This is a genomic window from Dactylosporangium sp. CS-047395 (assembly GCF_050942185.1).
In the GTDB taxonomy this organism is placed as follows: Bacteria; Actinomycetota; Actinomycetes; order Mycobacteriales; family Micromonosporaceae; genus Dactylosporangium.
In genome coordinates this window covers 7,981,962-8,003,758 of record NZ_CP192015.1, presented here as the reverse complement: position 1 = coordinate 8,003,758, position 21,797 = coordinate 7,981,962, and the positions used below count along the sequence as shown (strand labels likewise).

The following is a 21,797-nucleotide window of genomic DNA, read 5'->3' as shown; positions in this document are numbered from 1 at the left end:
GGACGTTGCACCACCGTCCGCCTGCGAAGACGTGGCTTCCTGGGACGAGGCGCCCGGGTGGTGGTGCCGTGCCGCCCCGGTGTGGCCGCCGAGGCGCAGAGTGCCGGAGATCCGGCAGGAACGTCACAGGTCGCTGTAGCGGATCATGACGGGGGTTTCGGTCAGGGTGAGCTCGGCGCCGCCGGCCAGGGGCTCGGTCGTGCCGTCGAGCCGGAGCAGCGCCTCCGCCGTGGCCTCGACGTGCACGCGTGCCGAGCCGGTGTGGGTCCAGCGGATGACGGCGCGCCGGTTGCCGGCCGGAGTCGGCACGACGAACTCGCACTGCCACGCGTGCTCGGGCAGGCCGGCGGGCTGGCCGTGGCCGCAGGAGCGGATCTGCGCGCCGGCGAGCCAGCGCTGCAGCTGCTGCACGGCGAGGGCGGCCTCGGTCGGCTCGCCCTCGTCGGCCTGCAGCACGATGGGGAGCTTCGTGCCGCCCCAGCTGTAGAAGTACATGCGGTCCAGGTTCGTCAAGCGGGCAAGCAGCCCGACAAGGTAGAAGCGGACGGCGTAGTCGCGGGCGCGGGCCCGGTCGAGCTGGCCCTCCAGCGGGATTTCGTAGGTCGTGCCCGTGTTCCACAGCGGCGGGTGCAGGCCGGCCTCGTGGAAGAGCCGGTCGATCTGCGCGGTCAGCTCCAGCATCGTCTCCGGCGGGTCCTCCGGCGCGCGCTGGTACAGCTTGATGGCGGCGGCGTCGCAGTACTCGTAGCCGCCGAGCCGGGCGAACTCCCGCAGCACCTGCTGACCCTCGGCGCTCCACAGGTTGCCCATGCCCGGGCAGACCACGGTGGCGGCGGGATCGCTGGCGCGGATGATCGCGCTGGCCCGGCGGGTCATCTCGACCAGAGTTTCGACGCTGCCGGTGTACATCCGAGCGTCGTTGGCGAGCACCCACAGCTCGTAGGCGGCGATGCGGCCCTTGTACCGCCCGACCAGCGCGCTGACGTACGCGTCCCACACCGCCAGATCGTCCGGCGGCGAAGACTTCGCGTTGTCCGGATACACCGACCGCTTGCCGTTGGGCGCCGCCCAGGCCGGCGTGCCGCCCATGGTGTAGAGCACCGGCAGCCTGGCGGCGGCGGCCGCGTCGACGAGCCGGTCCAGGATCGTCCAGTCGAACCGGTCCCGCGCCAGGTGCACCCGCGACCAGCGCGTCTCGCTGTCCCACAGACGCACCGCGCCGGTGGTGAACCCCGGCATGTGCCCGGTCGCGCTGTTGATCGTCACCCCGAAGTACTCCGGCGGGACCGGCCGCGCGGGCAGCGTCCAGCTCGGGCCGCTGATCCACTGCGGGGTCGCGCTCGGCGCCGCGGCCTGCGGCCGGTCGTCCCCGCCCCGCCACCACACCGGCGCGACCGCACCCGCCAGCACCAGCAGCGCCACGGCCAGCCCGGCGTACAGCGCGAGACGCCGCGGCACCGCCGCAACGGCGCCCTTCGACGAGGCGGCCGGTTCTATGGTGGCGGCGGGTTCTGAGTCGGCGGCCGGGCTTGTGGTGGCGGCCGGGTCTGTGGTGGCGGCGGGTTCTGAGTCGGCGGCCGGGTCTGTGGTGGCGGCGGGTTCTGAGTCGGCGGCCGGGTCTGTGGTGGCGGCGGGTTCTGAGTCGGCGGCCGGGTCTGTGGTGGCGGCGGGTTCTGAGCCGGCGGCCGGGTCTGTGGTGGCGACCGGATCTTGTCGCGGGCTCGCTGCCCACAGCGGATAGAGCCGGTCGAGCTCGCCACGGTCCGCCCCGCACGCCGTGGCGATCCGCTCCACCGTGCCGAAGTCCTGCGGCACCGCCGCCCCGGCGACGAACCGGTGCACCGCCGACTTGCTCAGGTTGGTCTTCTGCCCGATGCGGGCATAGCTGAGCCCGCTGCGGTCCTTCAACGCGGTCAGCAGCGCGGCAAGCTCGCCGGTACGGTGCGGCATCGCCGTCATCTCTCCAGGTGTCGGGACGGCTGCATCCTATCGACCGTCCCAAGACCGCAACATCCCCGCAGGCCGGCCCGTCTCCGCTGTCCCGCCGTCCCAGATCGATCCCGGCATCTGGCGCCCGTACCACGGCGTTGACAGACTGCCAGCGCGGTGGCCCGGACCGCCGGGGAGTGGCGGTCCGGACCACCGGCGACGGTGACCGGATGCGAAACGGGGGCATCCAGTCACCGTCCGTCTCGAACCCGATGCACGCGAAGTGGGGTCGGCGGTTGCAGCGGTACGACGTCGACCCGGCGAACGCGCCGACGGTGCGGCGGACCTTTGCGGAGCGGTTGCACCGCCTGATGGACGGGAACGAAATCGAAGCCAACCACCGGGCTGGACTGCGACGAATACCCGTTCAAGTCCACGGAGCGGGGCTCGGCGTACTCCACCGCCGGCAGGCCCCGCGGCGCGCAGGAGTGCCACGGGGTCGGCCCGCCCGATCAACGCCCAGCGGAACCAGCTCGCCGGGTCCAGGCTGAACGTCTTCTACGGCGCCAACCGGCTCCTCGACGGCGACGGGTTCACCGTCACGACGGCGCCCCGACCGCACGACGTGGCGCCCCGGTTCGTCTGTGGCGCCACGTCGCAAGTGACTGAAGGGCGGTACGGCGGACGATGGACCTGCGGCTGACCCCGGACTACCGGTTGCTCACCCTGCGCGACGTCGAGGCGGACGCCGCCGAGGCGATGGACGCGGCCGTCGTCGCCGCGTCGGGCGGCGTCACCGGCTCGACCGGGTACGTCCTCGTCATCAGCGTCGCCCAGGACCTCATCCCGGTGGACGTCCGCCTCCGCGTGCTCGGCACCGCAGCACCGCCGGCCGCCTCGCGGCACGAACACGAGATCGACTTCCCCTCCGGGCGCGTCCGGCTCGGCGACACGGGCGTCAGCGGGATCACCGGCGATCTGGCCGCGGGTCCGGGGGTGTACCGCATCCACGTCACCGCCACCGGACGCGCCGAGGCTGCCGACGCCGCACACCGGTTCCTGCGCGACCATCCAGACCTGCCCACTGCCCAGTGGGGCGACGCGCTGGCCGCATACGCGGGGCTCGAGCACTACCTGCTCGAGCTATGGCGCCTCGGGGACTCGCCGGAGGACGACGGATAGCAGCCCGACCGCCGCCGCGGCGAGCAGCACGACGCCGAGCGCGTCGACCGGGACGGGGATCATCGCCCACAGCTCGCCGAGCACCCACCGGCGCAGTCCGACCGGCGGGGGCTGCGAGTCGTACCAGAGGGCCTGGCGCCCACGTGTCCACGCCTTGTGGGCGCCGGAGTGTTTCGCTGTACGACGCCGACGTGGTTCCGCTGCTCAGACGGATGAATCGAGGTGCCAGGTGCCGTCGACTCGTCGATAGAAGTCGCGGGTGAGCCGATGGTCGCCAGTTGGCCAGACACGGTCGATCAGTTGGCCGAGCTGCGCACGCCCAGCCGGACTGCTCGCCGGGCAACAGGCGAGGATATCTCTGGTAGGCGCGACGGCCAGAATGGAGCGCTCGCCGAACTGCGACTCGAAGGAATCCCACGGCTCCTGCAGGAACATAACGCTGACCTCGAAGTTACCGTCGAGCAGTACCGGCCTGATGCCGTGGTATTCGGGCGTGCGAAGCTGGCGCTGGCCGACATGCGCGGCGAGATTCCGGACGGCCTGCTCATGCAGTTCGTCCACAGTAAGCGCCACGCCGTCCAGCTCGCCTTCAGACACGAAACGCAGCCCTGTGCTGAATTCGACCACATACGTGGTAACCAGCGAGCCGACGAAGGGGCGGCTGACCAGCGCGAGACCCAACTCCGATCCCAGCTCGGAGCCGCCCGGCGGCCCCACGGCCTTGGCATACGGCGGGGGAGTTGAAGCCAACAGGTGGACCGCTGTCAGGCGCCAATCGGCGATGGCGTAGTTCTGGCAGGCGCGCGGGCCGGCGCAACCTACACTTCGCCGGGGTAGCGGCCGTGGCTGCTGTTGCGGCGCAGCGGGCGCCCGCGATGACGGTCAGGCGCATGACCTCGAGCTCGCTGGCGGCGATCTCATCCAGCGGTCGACCGGCTCGCACGCTCGCAATGCGCTTCCGGTGCGTGCCTCGTAGGCCTGCCGGGCGCCGGATCCTGCAGCGGCGACTATCGAGCCACTTCAGCGGGCGGTACAACAAAGGGTAGGGGGCTTGAATTGATGAAAACCGATCATTCAGAGGTGGATGTGTTCCACCCTGATGGCAGATGGACGCAGGAGTAGTCAGACAGTGACTGACGGAAGTATTGCTCGATTGACCGCTGACTACATCGAGCGGATCTCCCCCGACGGCGAGCTCAAGTGGTCGACCCGAATGCAGTTGCACGAGGCGCTCAGAGTGCTGAAGGGCACCGACGGCTTGCGCTCATACCTGCGGCTCTCGGCGGCGTGTGCCGTTCGAGCGTGGCCGGTCTGGCTGGAACGCTTCGACGACGATTTGCCGTACGCGTCGCCTGTCCAGGGCGCCACGCCGGAACAGCCCGAACTCGCATTGACGTCTGACCCGATCGAGCTCGGCCGTCTTGCGACGTTCCTCGACAATCGGATGCGGCTAGGGTCCGACACGTTTCCTGCGGTGGCCGCTGGTTTGTCGTGCTGGGCAGTCGATCGCGATTCGTTTCGAGGCGCGCCGGTGGAACCTAGTGGTGATGATGAGCTGGACGTCGACTCGGAGGATTGGGAGGCCTCGTACTTCGCCTCGATCGCAGTCGCCGGAGGAGCGATCTGGGAGGCTGGCGCCGACTCGGCGCGGCGGCGTGCGTTCTGGGTTTGGTATTTGCAGGAGGCGGTTCCTGCCAGCTACGACGCATAGGTCAGGTGTGAACCTGTCGCACCACGCTCATCCGCGTGGTGGAGCAGATGGCGCATCAGCGTGGGGGAAACGGGCTGCCGCCGCATCGTCTCGCCCTTCTCCTTGAGGCAGACCAAACTCTGGTCCTCGCCGAGATCGTCGACGGTCAGGGCGAGCGCGCCGCCGCGTCGGCAGGCCGTTTCGGTGTGCAGGCGCAGCAGCAGCGTGTCGAGCTCGGGATCGTCTCCGGTTGTGCCCCGCAATCGCGTTGATCTCGGCCAGCCGTGCGTCGACGATGCCCCGGCGCAAGCTCTGCTGCCGGCCTCCACCTCGGCCGAGCCGGCCGGGGCGTTCATCGTGCTTCCCTTCCGAGCCAGCCGTGATGCAGGTGCTCGAGCATTGTCTGGATGACGCCTGGGGTATGTACCGCGAGGGTGGCCGCGGCCAGATCGGCCACCAGGAGGACCCGATCGTGGATCTGAAGTCGGCAGGTGTGCCGCACCGCGGCCGGCAACACCACATGCCCCTGGCTGCTGATGGTGAAGACGCCTTGGCTGTGTGGCACGACGAGCAAGGAACCGGAGCGCTCGCTCATGTGCAGCCTTGTGCCCGGCACCCAACCGAGCCGCTGCACCAGAGCGCGGTCGCTGAGCCGCCCATTGTTGTCGATCACCGCGAACCCGAAACCACAGAGCTCCGGCCCGGCCCGTCCCAGCTCCGCCAGCGGGGGAGGAGGGTGGCGAAGACTGGCTGTACTTCCGGCCGGCCGGCCGACGCCGCCTAGGGCGATCGATGGAACGACCGCTGGAATGGTCGTCACCGCGACCACCCTGCACACCAAACAAAAATCCCGTGCTCAAGCGCACTTGAACACGGGACACCTGAAGTGCGCACGCACCCCACAAATTTGTGTCGAAGGGGGGACCCCGACCCAGAAACAGAGCACACACGCCGAGAACGTGTGCACATACCGATAGCGTAGTGGTGAAGCCCGGCGATCCAAAGAGCGTGACGGCGAACGATTACTGCCCGAGGCGGCTTGCCTTGAAACTTCTACAATGTTGCGGGCGCGTTGTGAGCGGCTCACCCCGGATTGTTCAATGTAGAGCGGATGCTCGTTGGCGGCTGTGGTGAAGGCTTCACGTCGAGTGGTGGTTGCTGGCTTGCGACGCTTATCCTCGGAGCGGTTTGACCTCGAGGCCGAACGATGCAGTGGGTGGAGCGTGTGAACGATCCCGATTCGAACCATATGATCAAGTACTGCCGTGATGTGCTTCCGGGCCAGCTGACCAAGGTGTGCGGCGTGGACGCGGACCTTGCCGGCCGGATCGGCGAGGACGTCATCCAGCGGGCCGAGGCGTTCGCCGCACTCTCCTCGCGAGAGCGGGATGGGCTCATAGCACCGTTCGTCGAGTAGGTGTTCGACCATAAGCCACTCGACGCGTCGCTGGAGATCAAAGCGAAGGTCACCATCGTCGTCCGCAACAGCCTCCTGGAACAGTCGCACCATGACGGCCCTTTGGCCTCAGGGATCATCGCCGTTACTGAGCAGGTCGCTGGCCCGCTATCGCATTTTCTCGCTGCACGACGGCGTGAACCCGTCGACTATCGCGGTCCGAACCCGTTCGCCGGGTTGTCTACCCGTTACCCACACGCGTGGGCATGTCTGGGTGCGTTGACAGAGTTCAGCGACGGCGGGCGGCACCCACTGCGGCTTCCCGCAGCGTCAATCCCCGAACTTCCGACCGATGCCGAACTGTTTATCACATCGCCGAGCGAAGACGGCAGTACCGTGGTGTTCAGCGCGATCGACCCGGGGTTCGATGAACATCTTCTCGATCTACTCCGTCAGGCAGCTGACGGAGACTTGGTCCTATGTACCTCGGCGCTGAGCCGGTACTCACGCAACAGCGAGAAGCTGCACCGTGTTCTGGAGTATCTGCTCGTCCGCGATGCCACGATCCTGACCACCAACCACATGATCAGACCCGCAGACGTCTGGGTGCGCCGAGGCGACCTGGTCAAGCCCAACAGCAGCGACCCGTTCACTAGGATCGGCCAGACCCGAGGCCTCGTCGGCGCACACCGCAGGACCGCCGAAACCATCTCCGCGCAACATAGTGGCTCGTGACCTTCGCGTAGTGCTGGGCATCATCGCGACGGTGCGCCAGGGATGAGCCAAGGCTGGTAAATCTGACGCGTGCTCTGGTCGGTACGGGATGATCTGTAGTGTTTGGGGGATATTTCGGCGCTAATCATCGCCTATGTGAATGGTGTAGCAAGAGCTGGAACGGGCCCGTTTCTGTCGTACCCGCACGTTAAAGTCGTCTACATGGTTCAGCCAGCCGGCGATATCGGGTTCGCTCAGCGAGTGAAGGCGCTGGCTTGCACCGCGCCGTTGCACGACCTCGACAATCGCAAGGGGCAGGTGCAGTCAGCCGATTTCAGCGTGTATCAGATGAGTGAGCTGGCACTCAACGCCATCGACCTGGTCACCCTGGCGATGGACTTCGACGCGGGGGCAGCGCCGGAGCAGATCGTGGTCGGCTTGACCACCTTTGTGGCTCGGCAGGCGCCCGACCGCGACGCCGCTGAGCATGCGCGGGTCGCCCGCTGGATCCTGGAGAACCTGCTCAATGTCGGATCGACCGACCGGGGCTTCCGCGCGGTGTACGGCATGACCGCAGGCGACGGCACCTACAGCCGATTTGCGTTCGACTTCAAACTGCTCGAAGAGGTTGTCGGGGCCGACGGCGAGATCTTTCTACGCGCCACGAACGAGGCGGTCAACGTGCTCGTCGGCGCGCTGGAGATCGACATCGAGTCCGCACAGATCGCTGCGGATCTGCGCCTCGACACGCTCATCCGGCGCGGCCGGCTGTCGGACGCCCAGGCCGCCGCGCAGGCCGCCCGCTACCGCACGATCCAGTACGGCGAGAAGCTCCGCCAGCACCTGGAGGCGACCGAGCGTGACGTGCGCACCGTTGACTGGCTGAACGAAATGCCACAGTTCATTGCCGAGGCGATCGAACACATCGAGGCCCGATACAAGGCAGAGAACGCCATCCTGGTCAACATCACCGAGGTACGGGACACCGCGGACACCGAGGTTCGCAAGTCCCAGGCAGCCCGACTCGTCTTCGTGGTGCGTGACTGCCTGCGCAGGCACGAGCAGTTGCAGGCAGCGTTGCAGGGTGCGGGACGGCGTTTCCGTGCCCAGCAGGACCGGCAGACGTTCGTTCCGGGCAGCACCAACGCGTCGTTGGACCTGCACGCCCAACTGCTCGTCCCGGCGCTCACGCTGCCGATCGAGCCGGCCGACCGGGTGCTCGCCGCGTTCTTTGCCCGCAGCACCGGCCCATTCGTGCCGCGAGCGTTGCGTCTGATCGATCTGTTCACCGCGCTGGTGACCCCGCCGGCCGAGCGAGAGACCCTCGGCGGCGAGATCGAGGAGCCCGAACTCGACGACATCATCGAGGAGCCGGCCTTCCCCGTGGAGTGCTACGAGTTGCTTGAGGAGTTGCTCGACCTGGACGTCGAGGCACCCCGGCGGCTGTCGGGGCTGCTGCAGGAGGCCCGCACGTTGCATCCGCAGCTCGCTGGGCTCGTAATCGTGCGCGTCGTCGCGCTCGTTGCCCAGGAGATCAATTCCGCGGTTCGTCATGGCCTGCCGTCGGTGTTCATCGCCGTCGACGACGGCACGCCGCTGGACGATCCGGAATACGGCGGGGCTGACCTCATCGTCGCGTGCGCCGCGATTGAGCCCGTGGCTGTCGCATGAGCGCTATGCAGCTCACTGCGGATGCCGCGCGACTTGTCGGCTACGGACTGCGTCCCCGGCTCGTGCCGGCGCGCGACGACACTTACCGCGGGCTCGTGCTCCGCGCTCGGAGCGACGACGAGTTCGCCGCTGCGGTGCACGCCGTTGCCACTGGTCTCGATCTCGTGGTGCTCGAGATCAGCGAGCGTACCGGCATTGTCGTCGGCTCCACAGAGGACAGCGTCTTCGCGATCAAGATGACCGACTACGCCCGCCGGACCGGCGGCGAAGGCAAAGCGTCCGAGCGCGTCCTACACGCCCTGGCACACCTCGGCGCCGCAACGCTGGCGTTCCCACGGCCGGCGGACTTGGCCAATGAGACATACCTGGGCCGTATCACCGCGGATGGTGTCGAGGCGTTCGTGCGTGAGGCCGCCGGCCGGCTGGCCGAAGGGGCAGCTGCCACGGACGCCGCCGACGTCGCTGTGGACCAACCGGCGTTGGAGGCGGCATGGCGCGTCTACACCCGCCGGGCGCAGACTGGCAGCACCGGCGACGGGCGCAAACTCGCCGGCAGCACGCTGGGCATCGTGGGCAAAGCGTTGACCTTCCTGGCCGACCAGGGACTGCTCATGCGGACCGGTGACGAGCGCGGCGGCACATTCCGCACCACCCCGCGGTATCGCACCCATGTCCGTGAGGCCGGTGTGGTGATGTTCGAAGAGCTGCTCGGTCTCGGCATCACCGAGCTCAGCGACGGCAGCGGCACCATCACCATCGGCTGGACCTCTGAGTCGCTGGCTGAGCTGTAGGGGGAGGGCGCGATGTACGAGCTCAACCGCATCCGGCTGTTCGGCGTCGGTCCGCGCGGCGCCCGGTACACCGACGTGACGCTCGACCTGTCCGGCGTTGGCAGGATCGTCCCGGGCACAGGCGATCTGTTCACTGAGCCGACCCGTCGGCCGAGCCCGTACAGCCTGCTGCTGCTGGAGAACGGCGGCGGCAAGAGCGTCCTGCTCAAACTGCTGTTCTCGGTCGTGCTGCCGGGCAGGCGCAACGCCGTCGGTGGTTCAGCGGCTGTGATGGAAAAGTTCGTCATCGGCGATGACGCCGCACACGTCGTCCTGGAATGGATGCACGTGCGGACCGGCGAGCAGGTCATCACCGGAAAGACGCTGCAGCGGCGTCCGAAGCACACCACCGGCGGTCGGCTCGCCGAACATTGGTGGTCGTTGCGACCGAACCGCGACGTCACGATCGACAGCCTTCCGTTCACCGCCAGCGGGCGGCGGCTGCGCCTGGACGGGTTCCGGGAGGCGCTGCAGGAGATCGACCGCGCGGCGCCGGTCACCCAGCTCACCTGGGTAGGGTCCGAGATGGGCGCGTGGGTCGAGCACCTGCGGGCCACCGGGATTGAGCCCGACCTGTTCAGCATCCAGCGGCGGATGAACGCCGACGAAGGTGACGCGGCGAACGCGTTCAAGTTCAATTCGAGCAAGGACTTCGTCGAGTGGCTGCTGAAGGTCGTTCTCGACGCTGAGGACGCGGTCAGCGTCGCCGAGAATTTTCACGTGTACGCGAGCACGGTCGGAGATCGTCAGGCGATGCTGCTGGAGCGCGAATTCGCCGCCGAGGCGGTCGCGGCGCTGCAGCCGCTCGCCGCTGCAGCTCTGCGGCACGGTGCCGCCCGCACCGCACAGCGAACCGCCGAATCCGACGCCCTGATGTTGCTACTTCGCGTTCAGGCCAGAGAGGCCGCCGAGGCCGGTAACAGCGAGCGGCTGCAGGCGCTGGCGGTGCAGGCCACGGAGGCCGCCAGCATGCGGGAGAGCGAACGGGACCGCGCTCGTGACGTCGTCAATGAGATCCGCCGGCGCACCGTCGCACTGGAGCACGCCGCCGCCGAAGAGGAACAGCGTGAGGCCACCGAGGCGCGTCGGGTCGCCGAAGCCGACCTGCGAGGGTGGGCGCTGGCCGGGAAACTCGACCTGAAGGCCGTTGCCGAGCAGAAGGCCAGAGCCCTCGCGCAGCAGATCATGGACGCGGAGCTCACCGCCCGGCCGGCCCTGCATGCACGGGACGAGGCCGCCGGTGACCTGCTGAGCAAGCTGCACGCCGAGGCTGAAGCTGCGCGTCGGGAACGCGACCGGCAAAACCGCGACGCGGGTGGCCGTCGTCGCCGCGCCGGGGAGCTCGACGAGGAACGGACTGAGGCGCTGAACGAGGGCGCGCTGCGACGTGCTGAGCGCGCAGCGGTCAGGGAACAGGCCGCCAAGACACGCGTGCAGGTCGACCTAGCGATCGCGAACGGACTGCTCGCTGCTGGTGATGACGTGGCGGAGACGGCCGCGGCTGCCCAGAGCCAGGCCGATGCCGCCGAGCGACAGGTGAAAGCTGGAGAGCAGGCCGTCGAGCAGGCGGACAGGGAGGTCCGCGCCACGGCACAGACCGCCCGTGATGCACATGATGCCCTGGGCAGAGCTCGTCGCTTGCGTGAGGACGCCGATCGAGCGTTGCAGGCAGTCGTGGAGCGGGCGGCGCCGCTGACCGCCGACGAGATCGTCCGGGCGGCGCTGACCGCCGATGTCGTCGATGTGAACGTGCTCGACCTCGTCGCGGACAATCTCGCCGAACAGCTGTCCCGCGACGAAATGATTGTCGAGCAACATCTGGGCGGGCTGCGTGATGCGCAACGAGCCGATCAGCGCCTGCTCGACGCCCTCGGCGACGGCGGCTTGTTACCACCCCGAGCCGAGGTCGAGGCCGGTCTGGACGTGTTGCACGCCGCCGGCGTCGGCGCGCACGCGGGTTGGCGCTACCTGGCCGAGAACGTCCCCGCCGCCGAGCGAGGCCGGATCATCGCCGCTCATCCGCAGCTGGCCGACGGCGTCGTCATCGTGGAGCAAGCCGCGCTGAGCGACGCACGTGACGCGCTGACCGCGGCGCGACTGCTGCCGGCGGCGGCGATCGCCGTCGGTACGGGCGCACGGATGCTCAATATCGGCGACCGCTCCGACGACGACACGGAATCGGCCGGCAACGGGCAACAGTTCGTCGTCGAACCGAATCCGGCGTTGTTCGACACCGAGGCAGCCGAACGGCGACGGGAGCAGCTTCGCGAGACGATGCAGTCGCGAGGCGTCGACATCCACCAGGAATCCACGATCGTGGAGCACTTCCGGCGGGTTCGTGCCGAGCTGGCCGGGTGGCGTCGGGAATGCCCTGCCGGGCGTCTGGCCGACCTGCGCGCGGACCTGCAGGGGCGCGACGAAGCACTGGCAGCCGCTGCCGACGAGGACGAAGCGGCACGCCTCGCCGCAGGGGCGGCCGAAACACTGCGTGGTCAGCGCAACACCGAACTCGCAGATCTGCGTAAGGCCGAACGCGCCGCCTCCGAACGGGCCGGAGCGTTGCAGCGGCTTGCCGTGATCGTGATGGAGACAATCGAAGAGGAGCGGCGGCTCCCCGAACTTGACGAGGCGATCAGGACCGATGAACGCACCGTTCGTGAACTGACGGACCGACGCGACTACGAGTCTGAACAGGCTACCGAAGCGGCTCGTGCTGCGGAGAATGCCGCCGATCGCGCCGAACGTCACCAGGCGGAGATGGCCGGCGTCGTCACCTCCACCGGAGAACGATCAGTGACCGTCCCGGCCGGGACCGTCAGCGATCTGCGCGCCGTGTACCAGGCAGCGGCCGCTGCGCTCGCCGCCGTCGAGGTCGGCCAAGACCTCCGGCTCACAGCGGACGCCGCTGAGGCCGACGCCGCTCGCCTGCGCACGGACGTCGACAGCCAGGACCCAGCGGACGTCGAACGCGGCAGGCAGTTGCTGGCCAGCCCCGACGGTGCTGACGCCGCCGGGCGGCAGGCGGCAACCGCCCGAGCCGATCGCGAACGCGTCCGCCACGACCTGGCTATCGCCGCGGCGACCAGAAAGGCCGGCGAGCTCAGCAGTGAACTGGCCAAGGCGTCACCGTCGGACCACCGCAACGTGTGGATCCAGCTGCCTGACGACCGACGTCCAACGTCGGTCGCGCACGGACGCGAGCTGCTGACCGCCGCCGCTGCCGAACACCGTGCCGCGCAACAACGGCACGAGGACGCGATCGCACGGCAGGGCGAACTCGCCCGCAAGGTGCAGGCATCGGATGAGGCCACCCAGGCGTTCCGTGCGGTTGCCGCACCGCTGGCGGCGGTTCTCAACCGGCCCGACGCTACCGATACCGTCGACGCGCCGGTCGCGTACGAGGGCACGGCGGAGCAGGCTCAAGGTTTGACCGAGCGGATGCGCGCTTCGCTTCGCAATACCATGGCGGAGGAGCGTGACAGTCACGGCGAGGTGACCAGGCTTGTCGATGCGACGGTGCGTTTCGCGAACGACCAGAAGTACGAGGCGATGACCAATCTCGCGCGGCGTGCACTCGTCAACCTGGAACGGGAGCAGCTGGCCGCCCGAGCCGGTGAGTTCGCCACACAGCTCGAACAGCGGCTGGCTACGCTCACCACGGACCTCGACTCCGCCGGCAGGCACCGCAAGATGATCGTCGACCGGCTTGCCGCGCTGGTTGATGGAGCGCTGAAGACCCTGCGTACAGCATCACGGCTATCCGGACTGCCTGCCGGGCTCGGCGACTGGGAGGGCAAGGAATTCCTGCGTATCAGGTTCAAAGAGCCGGATCCGAGCCTGCTTGCCGCGCATGTCGGTGAGGTCGTCGACGAGATGGCTGCGGCCAGCAGCGCTCGTGCCCCTGCTGCGCGAGGCACCGCTCCGAAGAGGGACGGCCTCGCGCTGCTGCTGCGCTGCATCGAGACGGCGGTGCCCAAGGGCTTCGCCGTCGACCTGCTCAAACCCGACTCGGTGCTGCGCGACGAACGAGTGCCGGTCGAGGCCATGAACGAGGTGTTCTCCGGCGGTCAGGAACTCACCGCCGCGATCGTGCTCTACTGCACGATGGCCGCGCTGCGCGCCAACGAACGCGGTCAGCTGCGTTCCCGGCACTCCGGGGTGCTCTTCCTGGACAATCCGATCGGCAAGGCCAACGCGGAGTATCTGCTAGAGCTGCAGCAAGGGGTGGCGGCGACGCTCGGCGTGCAGCTGGTGTATACGACCGGGCTGTCCGACGACCGGGCGCTGGCCGCGTTCCCGCTGTGGGTGCGGATGCGCAACGACGCCGACCTGCGCGCTGGCCTGAAGCACATCCGCGTCGCGGAAGTCGTCCGGCGGCAGCTGCCCGAGCAGTTCACCGACGAGGAAACGGCCGCTGGCACCGCACCGGGCAATGTCACCGCCACGCGTCTCTTCCGCCGACCGTCATGAGCGATCCGATGACGCACCACACGCTCGGTGGTCCGCTCACGCCGCGCGCGGCCCGGCTCGCAGCCGAACTTGAGGCGTGGGACCGGCGCACGATCACGTTGATGGAGTTGTGGCCGCTCTTCGCGCGTGCCGATCCGGCGTCCGCGACACGTTCGACCCGCCGGGCCGACCTCGCCGCGACGATAGCCGCACTCGCCGACGCGGGGATGGTCGTAGTGTCGAAGCAGTTCGACCGCACCGCTGTGCCGCCGTTGCCGGCGAAGTTGACGTTGCCCGCCGTTGCCATCACCGTGACTGCGGCGGCATTGGCGAAGGCTGTGCCGTGGCGGCCGGAGCTGGCGTGGGCCGCCTCTGCCCGGCTGACCGTCGGTCAGGTCGGCGTGCTGCAAACGGTGAACGGATGGCTGCGTGACCGCGGCCGGGACACCGACGTGCTGCCCCTGCGCGAACGGTCGTTGGAGCTGTTCGGGTACGAGAAACGCCTCGATGCACTGATCTGTACGTCATTGTTCGGGCCGGATCGGCTCACACTACGGATGTTGCGGACGTTCCGTGCGCGCCCGCCGCTGCCAGTTCGCCGCGTCGGTGATGGTCCGATCCTGCTGGTGGTCGAGAACGCCGACACGTTCGACTCCCTACGGCAGGGGCTGACCGCCACCTCGACCGCCGTCGGCCACATCGCCTGGGGAGCCGGTGCCGCGTTCGAGGCATCGGTGCTCGGAATTGGCGAACTCGACGGTGTGCACGACGTCGCGTACTTCGGCGATTTCGACGCTGACGGGCTGCGGATTCCTGCATCGGCGGCCGCAACTGCCGCCATTGAGGGGTTGCCGGCGATACGTCCGGCTCGAGGCTTGTATCGTCTACTGTTCGAACGCGGCATCACGCAACCAGGACAGGCACCGTTGTCCGAGCCGCGTGCCGCTGAGCTCGCCGCCTGGCTGGGCGAGCACGCAGCAGTGGCCCGCCGGCTGCTTGCATCGGCGGTGCGCATCCCGCAAGAGAGTGTGAACGCGGCGATGCTCGTCGATACCGCGGAGATCTGGTCGGCCGACCTGTAATAGGTCACTGCATTGCAGCTGCAGTGCCAGTCGTCTACCGGCTGATCCGCGACCTGGAGTACTCCTGGAGCAACCCTGCACCGTTGCGAGGAGCATCTTGGCCCCGGCCACGCGGCGACGACACATGCGGGACCTTCAGCATGGCTTGGCGCGCCGACGAGACTGCCGTCCCTGTAGGTACAGGCTCCGCTGCCCAACGGCATCGTTGCCGCAGCCCCACTCACTGATTTCTCAGCAGCAGGGGCAGCAGCGTGTGGCGTAGCTGCTCGGTGCACTGGACGATCTCCCGGTGCAGCGCGATCTTGTGGTCCAGTGCGCCCATGATGTTGCCAATCTTCGCCTGCGTCGCCGACGGCGGGACCAGCACCGGCAAGGTACGCAGGGTGCCGAGGGTGAGCGTCGGTACGGTCGCGGTGGAGGCATGCCGAGCGATCCAGTCGCGTACCGCCGGGTGCCCCAGATAGTGCAGGAGGTACAGCGAGTCGACCGACGGTGCCGGTCGTAGCCGGAAGCATGCGGTGCCTGCCACCCAACCGTCGTGTTCGCGACCCGCGAGGGCGTACTTGTCGAGATCTCCTGTACGAACGCAGATCAGGTCGCCGGGGGCGAGCCGGTACCGTTCCAGCCGCATCGATGCATCGCGCGTCACCAAGACCGTGCTGCGATCCACGATGCGTCCATGCAGCAGGTGCTTCGGTGCAACGACTTCGATCGGCACACCTTCCTCGACGGGACGGATCATGCCGCCGGATGGGCCGGCCACGATCTCGCACACGTCCGCCAGCGTCGTCTCCTGCCAGCCACTAGGTATCGGGCCGGTCAACCCGTTCACAGCGAAAGCTCCTTCAGATACTCCTGAATTACCTGGTCGGCGAGGTCGGCCTGCTCGGCGAGCTGGTCCAACCGCTGCGTCAGTTCGGCCACCTGTCCCGCTCGCGTATGCGGATCCGAGTGTGGGTCGACCGGTCTGACGTACTCCCGGGGATTCAGCCGATACCCGCCCGCGCGAATCTCGCTGACGGGCACCGTGACCGCGAATCCGTCGACCGACTGTGGCCGGCCTTCGCGCCACAGACGACAGACATCGACGATGGCGTTGATGTCCGGGCGGTCGAGGGTACGGCGACCACGGTGCCGCACGGTCCCACGTCCGGTTGCATCCACGAACAGCACGTCACCTGGCCGATCGCCGCCCGAGGGCCGGAGGAGCCAGAGCGTGACCGGGATGTCAGTGGTAGCGAACATCTGACCCGGCAACGCGATCACGGTCGAGACCACGCCGTCGTCGAGCATGGCGGCCCTGATGCTCTGCTCCTGGGGGTTCGCGGAGAGGCCGGCGCCGTGCGGCATGACCACCACCGCACGACCACCGCGGTCGAGTGAGGCCACAACGTACTGCAGCCAGGCGAAGTTGGCATTGTGCGCCGGAGGGGCGCCGTACCGCCAGCGTCCTCCCGATCGGCCTTCGAAGTCCCAGCCCGAATAATTGAACGGCGGGTTCGTCGCCACCACGTCATACAGGCGACCGGGTATGCCGGTCGGCAGGGTCTCGGCAGAGCTGGGCAACACCCGAGGTTCGATCTTCCTCAACCGCAGGCCCAGGAACGCCAGCGCGGAGGATCGCATCGAGTAGTCGGCGAGATCGACGCTCAGCCCGTCGACAGCCAGCCCTTGAACTGCCAGCCTGTCCGCGATCGCGGCCGGGAACTCGCCCGCCCTGCAGAACGGGTCGAGGATTCGATCATTCGGTGTCGGGTCAACCAACGCAGCGACCAGCTCGGTGATGGCTCCGGGCGTGTGGAACTCCCCACTCCGACGGCCGGCGGCCGACCTGACCACGTCGATGAACGCGTTGAAGACGTACGACATCGGGACGCCGCCGTCTGGGTGCCACGAAGAGACGAGGTCGATGAGCGACGTCAACTGGTCGCCCCGATCAATCTTGCGTAGTGGGTCCAGCAGGGGACGCATGAGCGTGCTGCCGTCGAGATCCGCCGACACGTCCTCGATCAGCGCCCATTCGAGGTCCCTGCCGTCTTCGACCACGGCCCTCCACACCGGGCGGTCACGCAGGTACAGCAGCGTCAGCACGACATCGCCGAACTCTGCGATGTCGAGTACTCCGCGGTACCGATCGTAGGCACGCCACAATGCGTCAACGAAGGGCCGACCAGCCGCGACGTCCGTTCCGATTAAGGCCGCACGTCCAACCGGCGCATCGGTCATGTCTCGTCTCCATCCTTCCCCAGCGTGCCGCCCTCAGGGTCTCGACGCGGGAGAACCTGCAGCCAGAGCAGCAACAGGTGCAGCGACTCGCGCGGCAAGGTCCGGTGCAACACCAGCAGCACGAACGCGCCAAACGTTACCCACCACGGTGCGCCGGCCAACGCAGTACCCGCCGGTGCGACGAACGCTGTAAGCGTCCCCCATTGCACTTTCGTCACAGGCAACCCACCGTTCTGAATCGCCGAGTCGGCTCCGTGCCGCGAGCGCACGGCATGGTCGACAACTCCGGTCCGACCGCCACGTTCCCATCCGCCATCACTCCGCGAGCATAGCGCGTATGGGCCTGCGCGCCAACCGCGCAGACCTATGCGCGCTCGCGCCTTGCGCGCTTGCTGGCGACCCTGTGACGCGTGACCTGCATAGGTGAGGTTTACCCCGCGACGACCGGCCTGGCACGCTGCCCTACCGCTACCGTGATTCGACCGCGATAGATGAGCGTCGGGGTCGTCCCGCCGGGTCGAATCCGGATGATGAACGGAGGTTCAGTGGATCGCAAGCGGCTGACGCGGCTGTTCTACGGTGCCGGACAGGTGGCGTACCCGTGGGCGACGGAGTGCCCGGTCAAGTTCGACGTGTGGTTCGAACTCGCCCGGCGCGAGCGCGGAGGCGCGGAGAAGCGCGCTGACCTCATTCTCTCCGTTCATGAGGACCATGGGGTACGGCGAGTGCTGGATGTCCTCCGCGAGAACGGTCTGTTCGCGACGGCGCAGCCGATCGCGGCGGGTAGCTTCGTCGCCGCGCGGCTGACGTTGGCCGAGCTCGTCCGGGTCATCCTGCCGATGACGAGCATGGCGGGCCTGATCAGCAACAGCCAGCGACATCGTGAGCGTCTGCCAGATCTTGTCGGGGCGTTGGCCGACGAGAGTGGCGCCGAGATGGAATTCCGGGATGAGGAACGACCGGCCCGCAGCGCGGAGACCAGCGAGCAGCTGCGGTGGTTTCTCAGACTGCTCCGTGCGGTGGTCCAAGCCGCGCGGTCTACCACGACCGCGGACTCGTTCCCGCCTGACCTTGTGCCAGTGCCGTACGCGGTGGCCAGGCTGCTGCATCAGGCTGTCGTACCGCCCGACCGCCGGCGGCTTAAGGAGAACGACGCCACGCTTGACCGACGCCGTGAGTATCCGATCACCGCCGTGACGATGAACCGGCAGGCGGCCGCCGCGGTCAGCCGGTCCCGAGCCACGGTGAAGGCGGATGCGGCAGAGCAGCTGTTCGCCGTCGACTGCAGCTCGATCGGCTGGGCGGTCGTCGACAGCGGAGTCGATGTGAACCATCCAGCGTTCACCAACTGGGCCGAGGACGAAGGCGCCTGGTACGGGGATGCGTCCAGGGTCGTTCGAACGTTTGACCTGGTAGACGCGCGCAAGGCGTTGGCGGACAACGCCGGCACTGGGGTGATCGACTGGACGCGGGCGTTGCCCGACGTGGAGATGCTCCTGCGAGATGACGGTGAACGCGCCACGAGTCAGGAGCCGAGGCGAGCCTACAAGGAACCTGCCGATCGTCACGGCACGCACGTCGCCGGCGTGCTTGGCGGATTCTGGCCCGAGCACGGGCTCAGGGGCATCTGCCCGAACATCCGGCTGTACGACTTCCGCGTGCTCAACCACCGCGGGATCGGGAACGAGTTCGCTGTCATTGCGGCGTTGCAGGCAATCCGGCACATCAACGAAGAGGCCGGAAAGCTCGTCATCGCCGGCGCCAACCTGAGTCTGGCCGTCCCGCACGATGTCACCGCCGACGCGTGCGGCTGGACGCCGGTGTGCATCGAGGTCGAGCGGCTCGTCCGCTCCGGTGTGGTGGTTGTCGCAGCTGCCGGAAACTCCGGGTTTGTTGGCGCTACCCAGACACTCGGAGCCGACTATCGGGGCATCAGCATCTCGGACCCAGGCAACGCCGACTCGGTCATCACCGTCGGCTCGACGCATCGCAGCAACCCGCATCGTCACGGCGTGAGCTACTTCTCCGGCCGTGGACCGACGGCCGACGGTCGACCGAAACCTGACCTGCTCGCTCCCGGTGAAGACATCGACGGCCCTGTGCCGGACCGCGGTATCGCGGCGATGCACGGCACCAGCCAGGCGGCAGCGCACGTCAGCGGGGCGGCGGCGATGTTGATCGCCCGGCACCGCGAGCTGCTGGGCCGTCCCGAGCGGGTGAAACAGGTGCTGTGCGCGACCGCGACCGACCTGGGCAGGGAACGCGCATTCCAGGGGCACGGGTTGGTGGACGTCCTACGCGCGATGCAGTCGATCTGAGGCGCGGCGATGTTGGCGCTGGAGTTCCTTGACGCGAGGCATGGGGACTGTTGCCTGGTCCACTGGCAGTCGGGCCGCCGTGCCATGCTCATCGACGGCGGGCCCGCCGGCACCTGGGAGCGGGTGCTCAGACCGCGTTTGAACGCGCTGGGCCGGCCGCTGGAGGCGGTGTGCGTCACTCATCTCGACGCCGACCACATCGCAGGGGTGCTCGGTCTATTGGCGACGAACGTCCGTGCCGTCAAGGACGATGGCCTGGCGCCCCCGTTCGAAGTGCGACGCCTCTGGTTCAACGGCCTTGACCTGCTGCGCGCCCCGCTGCTCTCCACCGCCGATGCGGTCGCTGCGGCAAGCTACGCTCAGGGCCGGGACCTCATGACCCACGCACGGCAACTCCGCCTGGAGGGCAATGCGCCGTTCGGCGGTCCGCTGACGGCAGGCAAGCAGGCCGAGCTGGACGGTCTGACGGTCACGGTCGTTACGCCGCACGAGAAGGCCCTGCACCGGCTGGCCGGCGCCTGGCGGGCCAAACTGCCAGAGGATCCCGCTGTAACGGGTGCCGGGTTCACCGATCAGAGCATCCCGAACCTGTCGAGCATCACCCTCTATCTCGCCGGGCACGGACGGACGGTCCTGCTGACCGGTGACGCCCGCGGCGACGACATCCTGGAAGGGCTGAGCATTGCGGGTCTCAGCGCGAGCGGCAAGACGCACGTCGACGTGCTCAAGCTGCCGCACCACGGCAGCGCCAACAACGTCGCGGAGGAGTTCTTCGCCGCCGTGCAGGCTGACCATTACGTCATCTCCGCGGACGGTACACACGGCCATCCAAGTCGAGACACGCTGCGGTGGCTCGTCGAGTCCCGTCCCTCCGACGCCGGGTTCACGGTGCACGTGACCAACCCGATCTCGCACGTCCACGACACGCTCGCCGACCTCCAGCGTGGTCGCCGGTTAGAAGTCTCGATCGGTCGGGGTGCCGTCATCGAACTGGCCACCAGGCCTGGGCCTGACCGGCTACCGGACCGGACAGCGGATCACGCACCGTATGGGGGGTCGTACGGACGGGTGGACATCGGGCAGACTGGCGCGGAGTGAATCAAGGAGTGACCGAGCGGAAAGGCACGGTAACCGCGCGTGGGAGACATCCCGGCCCAAATTGGCCGCTACACGGTGGCCCAGAAGCTCGGTGCCGGCGGGATGGGGGAGGTCTTTCTGGCGTACTCACCGGCTGGCTCACCGGTCGCGGTCAAGGTCATCCGAAGTGACCGGCTGGACGCGAGTACTCGAGCTCGCTTCGAGCGGGAGGCGCTGATTGCCCGCACGGTGATCGGCACCAACCGGGTCGCCCGCTTCCTGGACGCCGATCCATACGCCGACCGGCCATGGCTGGCTATGGAGTACGTTCCGGGCCGCACTCTGCTGAAGCACGTCGACGAGTGCGGCGCACTGCCGCTGTCGCTGGTGGCGAGCCTCGGCGCGCTGCTGTGCGAAGGCATGGAGGCCGTCCACGCGGTCGGGCTGCTGCACCGGGACCTGAAGCCACAGAACATCATCCTCGGCACCGACGGCCCGATGATCATCGACTTCGGGCTGGCGGCGCTCGTCGATGCGCCCCACGACTCGCTGTCGCACAGCGGAATGATCATCGGCACGGTCCGGTGCATGCCGCCCGAGCAGGCCGGCGGCCATCCCCACGTAACGCCCGCCGCAGACGTGTACGCGCTGGGCACGGTCCTGCTCTATGCGGCGGCCGGCCACTACCCATATGACGGCGTGCGGTGGGAGGCCATCGTCGCGAACGTCGTCAATCCGCAGACCGGCCCCGACCTCAGCGGCGTGTCGAGCGGCCTGAAGCCCTTGCTGACCGCGATGCTCGCGCATGAACCGCAGGCGAGGCCGACCGTGGCGGATGTGGCGGCCGCCTGCGCCGCGCTGCTGGCCGGGATGGGAGTCACGCCTGCCGACGCCAGGCTCGCATTGATCGCCCGGTCTGCGGGGGCTACCGCCGACAAGGCGGGTCCGTCACTTTCGCCGTCGGTTGAAGCACGACTCGAGGCGTTGAATCTCCTGAACGACGCGACAGCGTTGGAGAGCCCGCTGGACGTCCCGCCCGGCCTCGGAGATGAGGCCGCGGAGCCCGACAGCCCGCCGAAAGCCGACGAGGAGCCGACGAAGGACACGGTCAGGGCAAAGCAGCGTCCGGTACGCCTCGCGGCATCCCGACGGGTGGCCGACGAGCTACGGACCGCCTACGCGGCGCGATCAGCCCTGTAAGTAGGGTCACCCAGGGGCACAACCGTCCGCAAC

The 21,797-nt window shown here is 68.2% G+C and carries 18 protein-coding genes; 11 read left to right on the top strand and 7 right to left on the bottom strand.

From position 1 onward, the window contains the following. Positions 1-123: 123 nt before the first annotated feature. On the bottom strand, positions 124-1,950 hold the full coding sequence (locus tag ACQP00_RS37685; protein WP_433205368.1) for a helix-turn-helix domain-containing protein: 1,827 nt from the start codon (positions 1,948-1,950) through the stop codon (positions 124-126). Positions 1,951-2,616: 666 nt separating this feature from the next. On the opposite strand from ACQP00_RS37685, the gene ACQP00_RS37680 reads away from it, so the two are divergent. Continuing rightward, entirely contained in the window at positions 2,617-3,111 is a 495-nt protein-coding gene (locus tag ACQP00_RS37680; protein ID WP_433205365.1) for a hypothetical protein, read from the top strand. A gap of 204 nt (positions 3,112-3,315) precedes the next feature. Here ACQP00_RS37680 and ACQP00_RS37675 read toward each other — a convergent pair whose 3' ends face one another. Continuing rightward, on the bottom strand, positions 3,316-3,792 hold the full coding sequence (locus tag ACQP00_RS37675) for a hypothetical protein (RefSeq protein WP_433205362.1): 477 nt from the start codon (positions 3,790-3,792) through the stop codon (positions 3,316-3,318). 472 nt (positions 3,793-4,264) lie between these two features. Here ACQP00_RS37675 and ACQP00_RS37670 point away from each other — a divergent pair, with 472 nt between their 5' ends. After that, positions 4,265-4,822: an Imm5 family immunity protein gene (locus ACQP00_RS37670; protein WP_433205359.1), complete on the top strand. Its 558-nt coding sequence runs from the start codon at positions 4,265-4,267 to the stop codon at positions 4,820-4,822. On the opposite strand, the gene ACQP00_RS37665 is transcribed toward ACQP00_RS37670, so the two are convergent. Then, positions 4,810-5,157, bottom strand: a complete 348-nt coding sequence (locus ACQP00_RS37665) for a hypothetical protein (RefSeq protein ID WP_433205357.1) — start codon at positions 5,155-5,157, stop codon at positions 4,810-4,812. The two genes, ACQP00_RS37670 and ACQP00_RS37665, sit on opposite strands and share 13 nt — an antisense overlap. Next, the gene (locus ACQP00_RS37660; RefSeq protein WP_433205354.1) at positions 5,154-5,621 is read right to left on the bottom strand and encodes a hypothetical protein; all 468 of its coding nucleotides are present in this window, start codon (positions 5,619-5,621) and stop codon (positions 5,154-5,156) included. Before ACQP00_RS37660 ends, ACQP00_RS37665 begins: the two co-directional genes overlap by 4 nt. A 396-nt stretch (positions 5,622-6,017) precedes the next feature. On the opposite strand from ACQP00_RS37660, the gene ACQP00_RS37655 reads away from it, so the two are divergent. From ACQP00_RS37655 to ACQP00_RS37630, 6 genes are all read left to right on the top strand, one after another. Beyond that, positions 6,018-6,218 carry a hypothetical protein gene (locus ACQP00_RS37655; protein WP_433205351.1) on the top strand — a complete coding sequence of 67 codons (201 nt, stop codon included), beginning with the start codon at positions 6,018-6,020 and terminating at the stop codon, positions 6,216-6,218. Continuing rightward, positions 6,219-6,932 (top strand): hypothetical protein, encoded by a 714-nt coding sequence (locus ACQP00_RS37650; RefSeq protein ID WP_433205348.1) that lies wholly within the window; start codon positions 6,219-6,221, stop codon positions 6,930-6,932. 201 nt (positions 6,933-7,133) lie between these two features. Further along, positions 7,134-8,582, top strand: coding sequence for a hypothetical protein (locus tag ACQP00_RS37645; RefSeq protein WP_433205345.1), 1,449 nt, complete (start codon positions 7,134-7,136; stop codon positions 8,580-8,582). A gap of 5 nt (positions 8,583-8,587) precedes the next feature. Beyond that, entirely contained in the window at positions 8,588-9,373 is a 786-nt protein-coding gene (locus ACQP00_RS37640) for a hypothetical protein (RefSeq protein ID WP_433205342.1), read from the top strand. A 12-nt stretch (positions 9,374-9,385) separates the two neighbouring features. Continuing rightward, complete coding sequence (locus tag ACQP00_RS37635; protein ID WP_433205339.1) at positions 9,386-13,882, top strand: hypothetical protein; 4,497 nt, start codon at positions 9,386-9,388, stop codon at positions 13,880-13,882. Then, complete coding sequence (locus ACQP00_RS37630; RefSeq protein WP_433205336.1) at positions 13,879-14,943, top strand: Wadjet anti-phage system protein JetD domain-containing protein; 1,065 nt, start codon at positions 13,879-13,881, stop codon at positions 14,941-14,943. Before ACQP00_RS37635 ends, ACQP00_RS37630 begins: the two co-directional genes overlap by 4 nt. A 220-nt stretch (positions 14,944-15,163) precedes the next feature. On the opposite strand, the gene ACQP00_RS37625 is transcribed toward ACQP00_RS37630, so the two are convergent. Genes ACQP00_RS37625 through ACQP00_RS37615 form a run of 3 tightly spaced genes read right to left on the bottom strand, consistent with a single transcriptional unit; the run spans position 15,164 to position 17,387 of the window. Then, positions 15,164-15,775, bottom strand: a complete 612-nt coding sequence (locus ACQP00_RS37625; protein ID WP_433205333.1) for a restriction endonuclease subunit S — start codon at positions 15,773-15,775, stop codon at positions 15,164-15,166. After that, positions 15,772-17,169 carry an N-6 DNA methylase gene (locus ACQP00_RS37620; protein ID WP_433205330.1) on the bottom strand — a complete coding sequence of 466 codons (1,398 nt, stop codon included), beginning with the start codon at positions 17,167-17,169 and terminating at the stop codon, positions 15,772-15,774. The genes ACQP00_RS37625 and ACQP00_RS37620 overlap by 4 nt, the downstream gene beginning before the upstream one ends. Then, a complete protein-coding gene (locus ACQP00_RS37615) occupies positions 17,166-17,387 on the bottom strand; it encodes a hypothetical protein (protein WP_433205327.1) in 222 nt (73 codons plus the stop codon). The genes ACQP00_RS37620 and ACQP00_RS37615 overlap by 4 nt, the downstream gene beginning before the upstream one ends. A gap of 327 nt (positions 17,388-17,714) precedes the next feature. Here ACQP00_RS37615 and ACQP00_RS37610 point away from each other — a divergent pair, with 327 nt between their 5' ends. The 3 genes from ACQP00_RS37610 to ACQP00_RS37600 all read left to right on the top strand — a co-directional run bounded on the left by ACQP00_RS37610 (position 17,715) and on the right by ACQP00_RS37600 (position 21,764). Further along, a complete protein-coding gene (locus ACQP00_RS37610; RefSeq protein WP_433205324.1) occupies positions 17,715-19,487 on the top strand; it encodes a S8 family serine peptidase in 1,773 nt (590 codons plus the stop codon). A gap of 84 nt (positions 19,488-19,571) precedes the next feature. Then, positions 19,572-20,585, top strand: coding sequence for a ComEC/Rec2 family competence protein (locus tag ACQP00_RS37605; RefSeq protein WP_433205321.1), 1,014 nt, complete (start codon positions 19,572-19,574; stop codon positions 20,583-20,585). Positions 20,586-20,624: 39 nt separating this feature from the next. After that, complete coding sequence (locus ACQP00_RS37600) at positions 20,625-21,764, top strand: serine/threonine-protein kinase (protein ID WP_433205318.1); 1,140 nt, start codon at positions 20,625-20,627, stop codon at positions 21,762-21,764. Positions 21,765-21,797 lie beyond the last annotated feature (33 nt).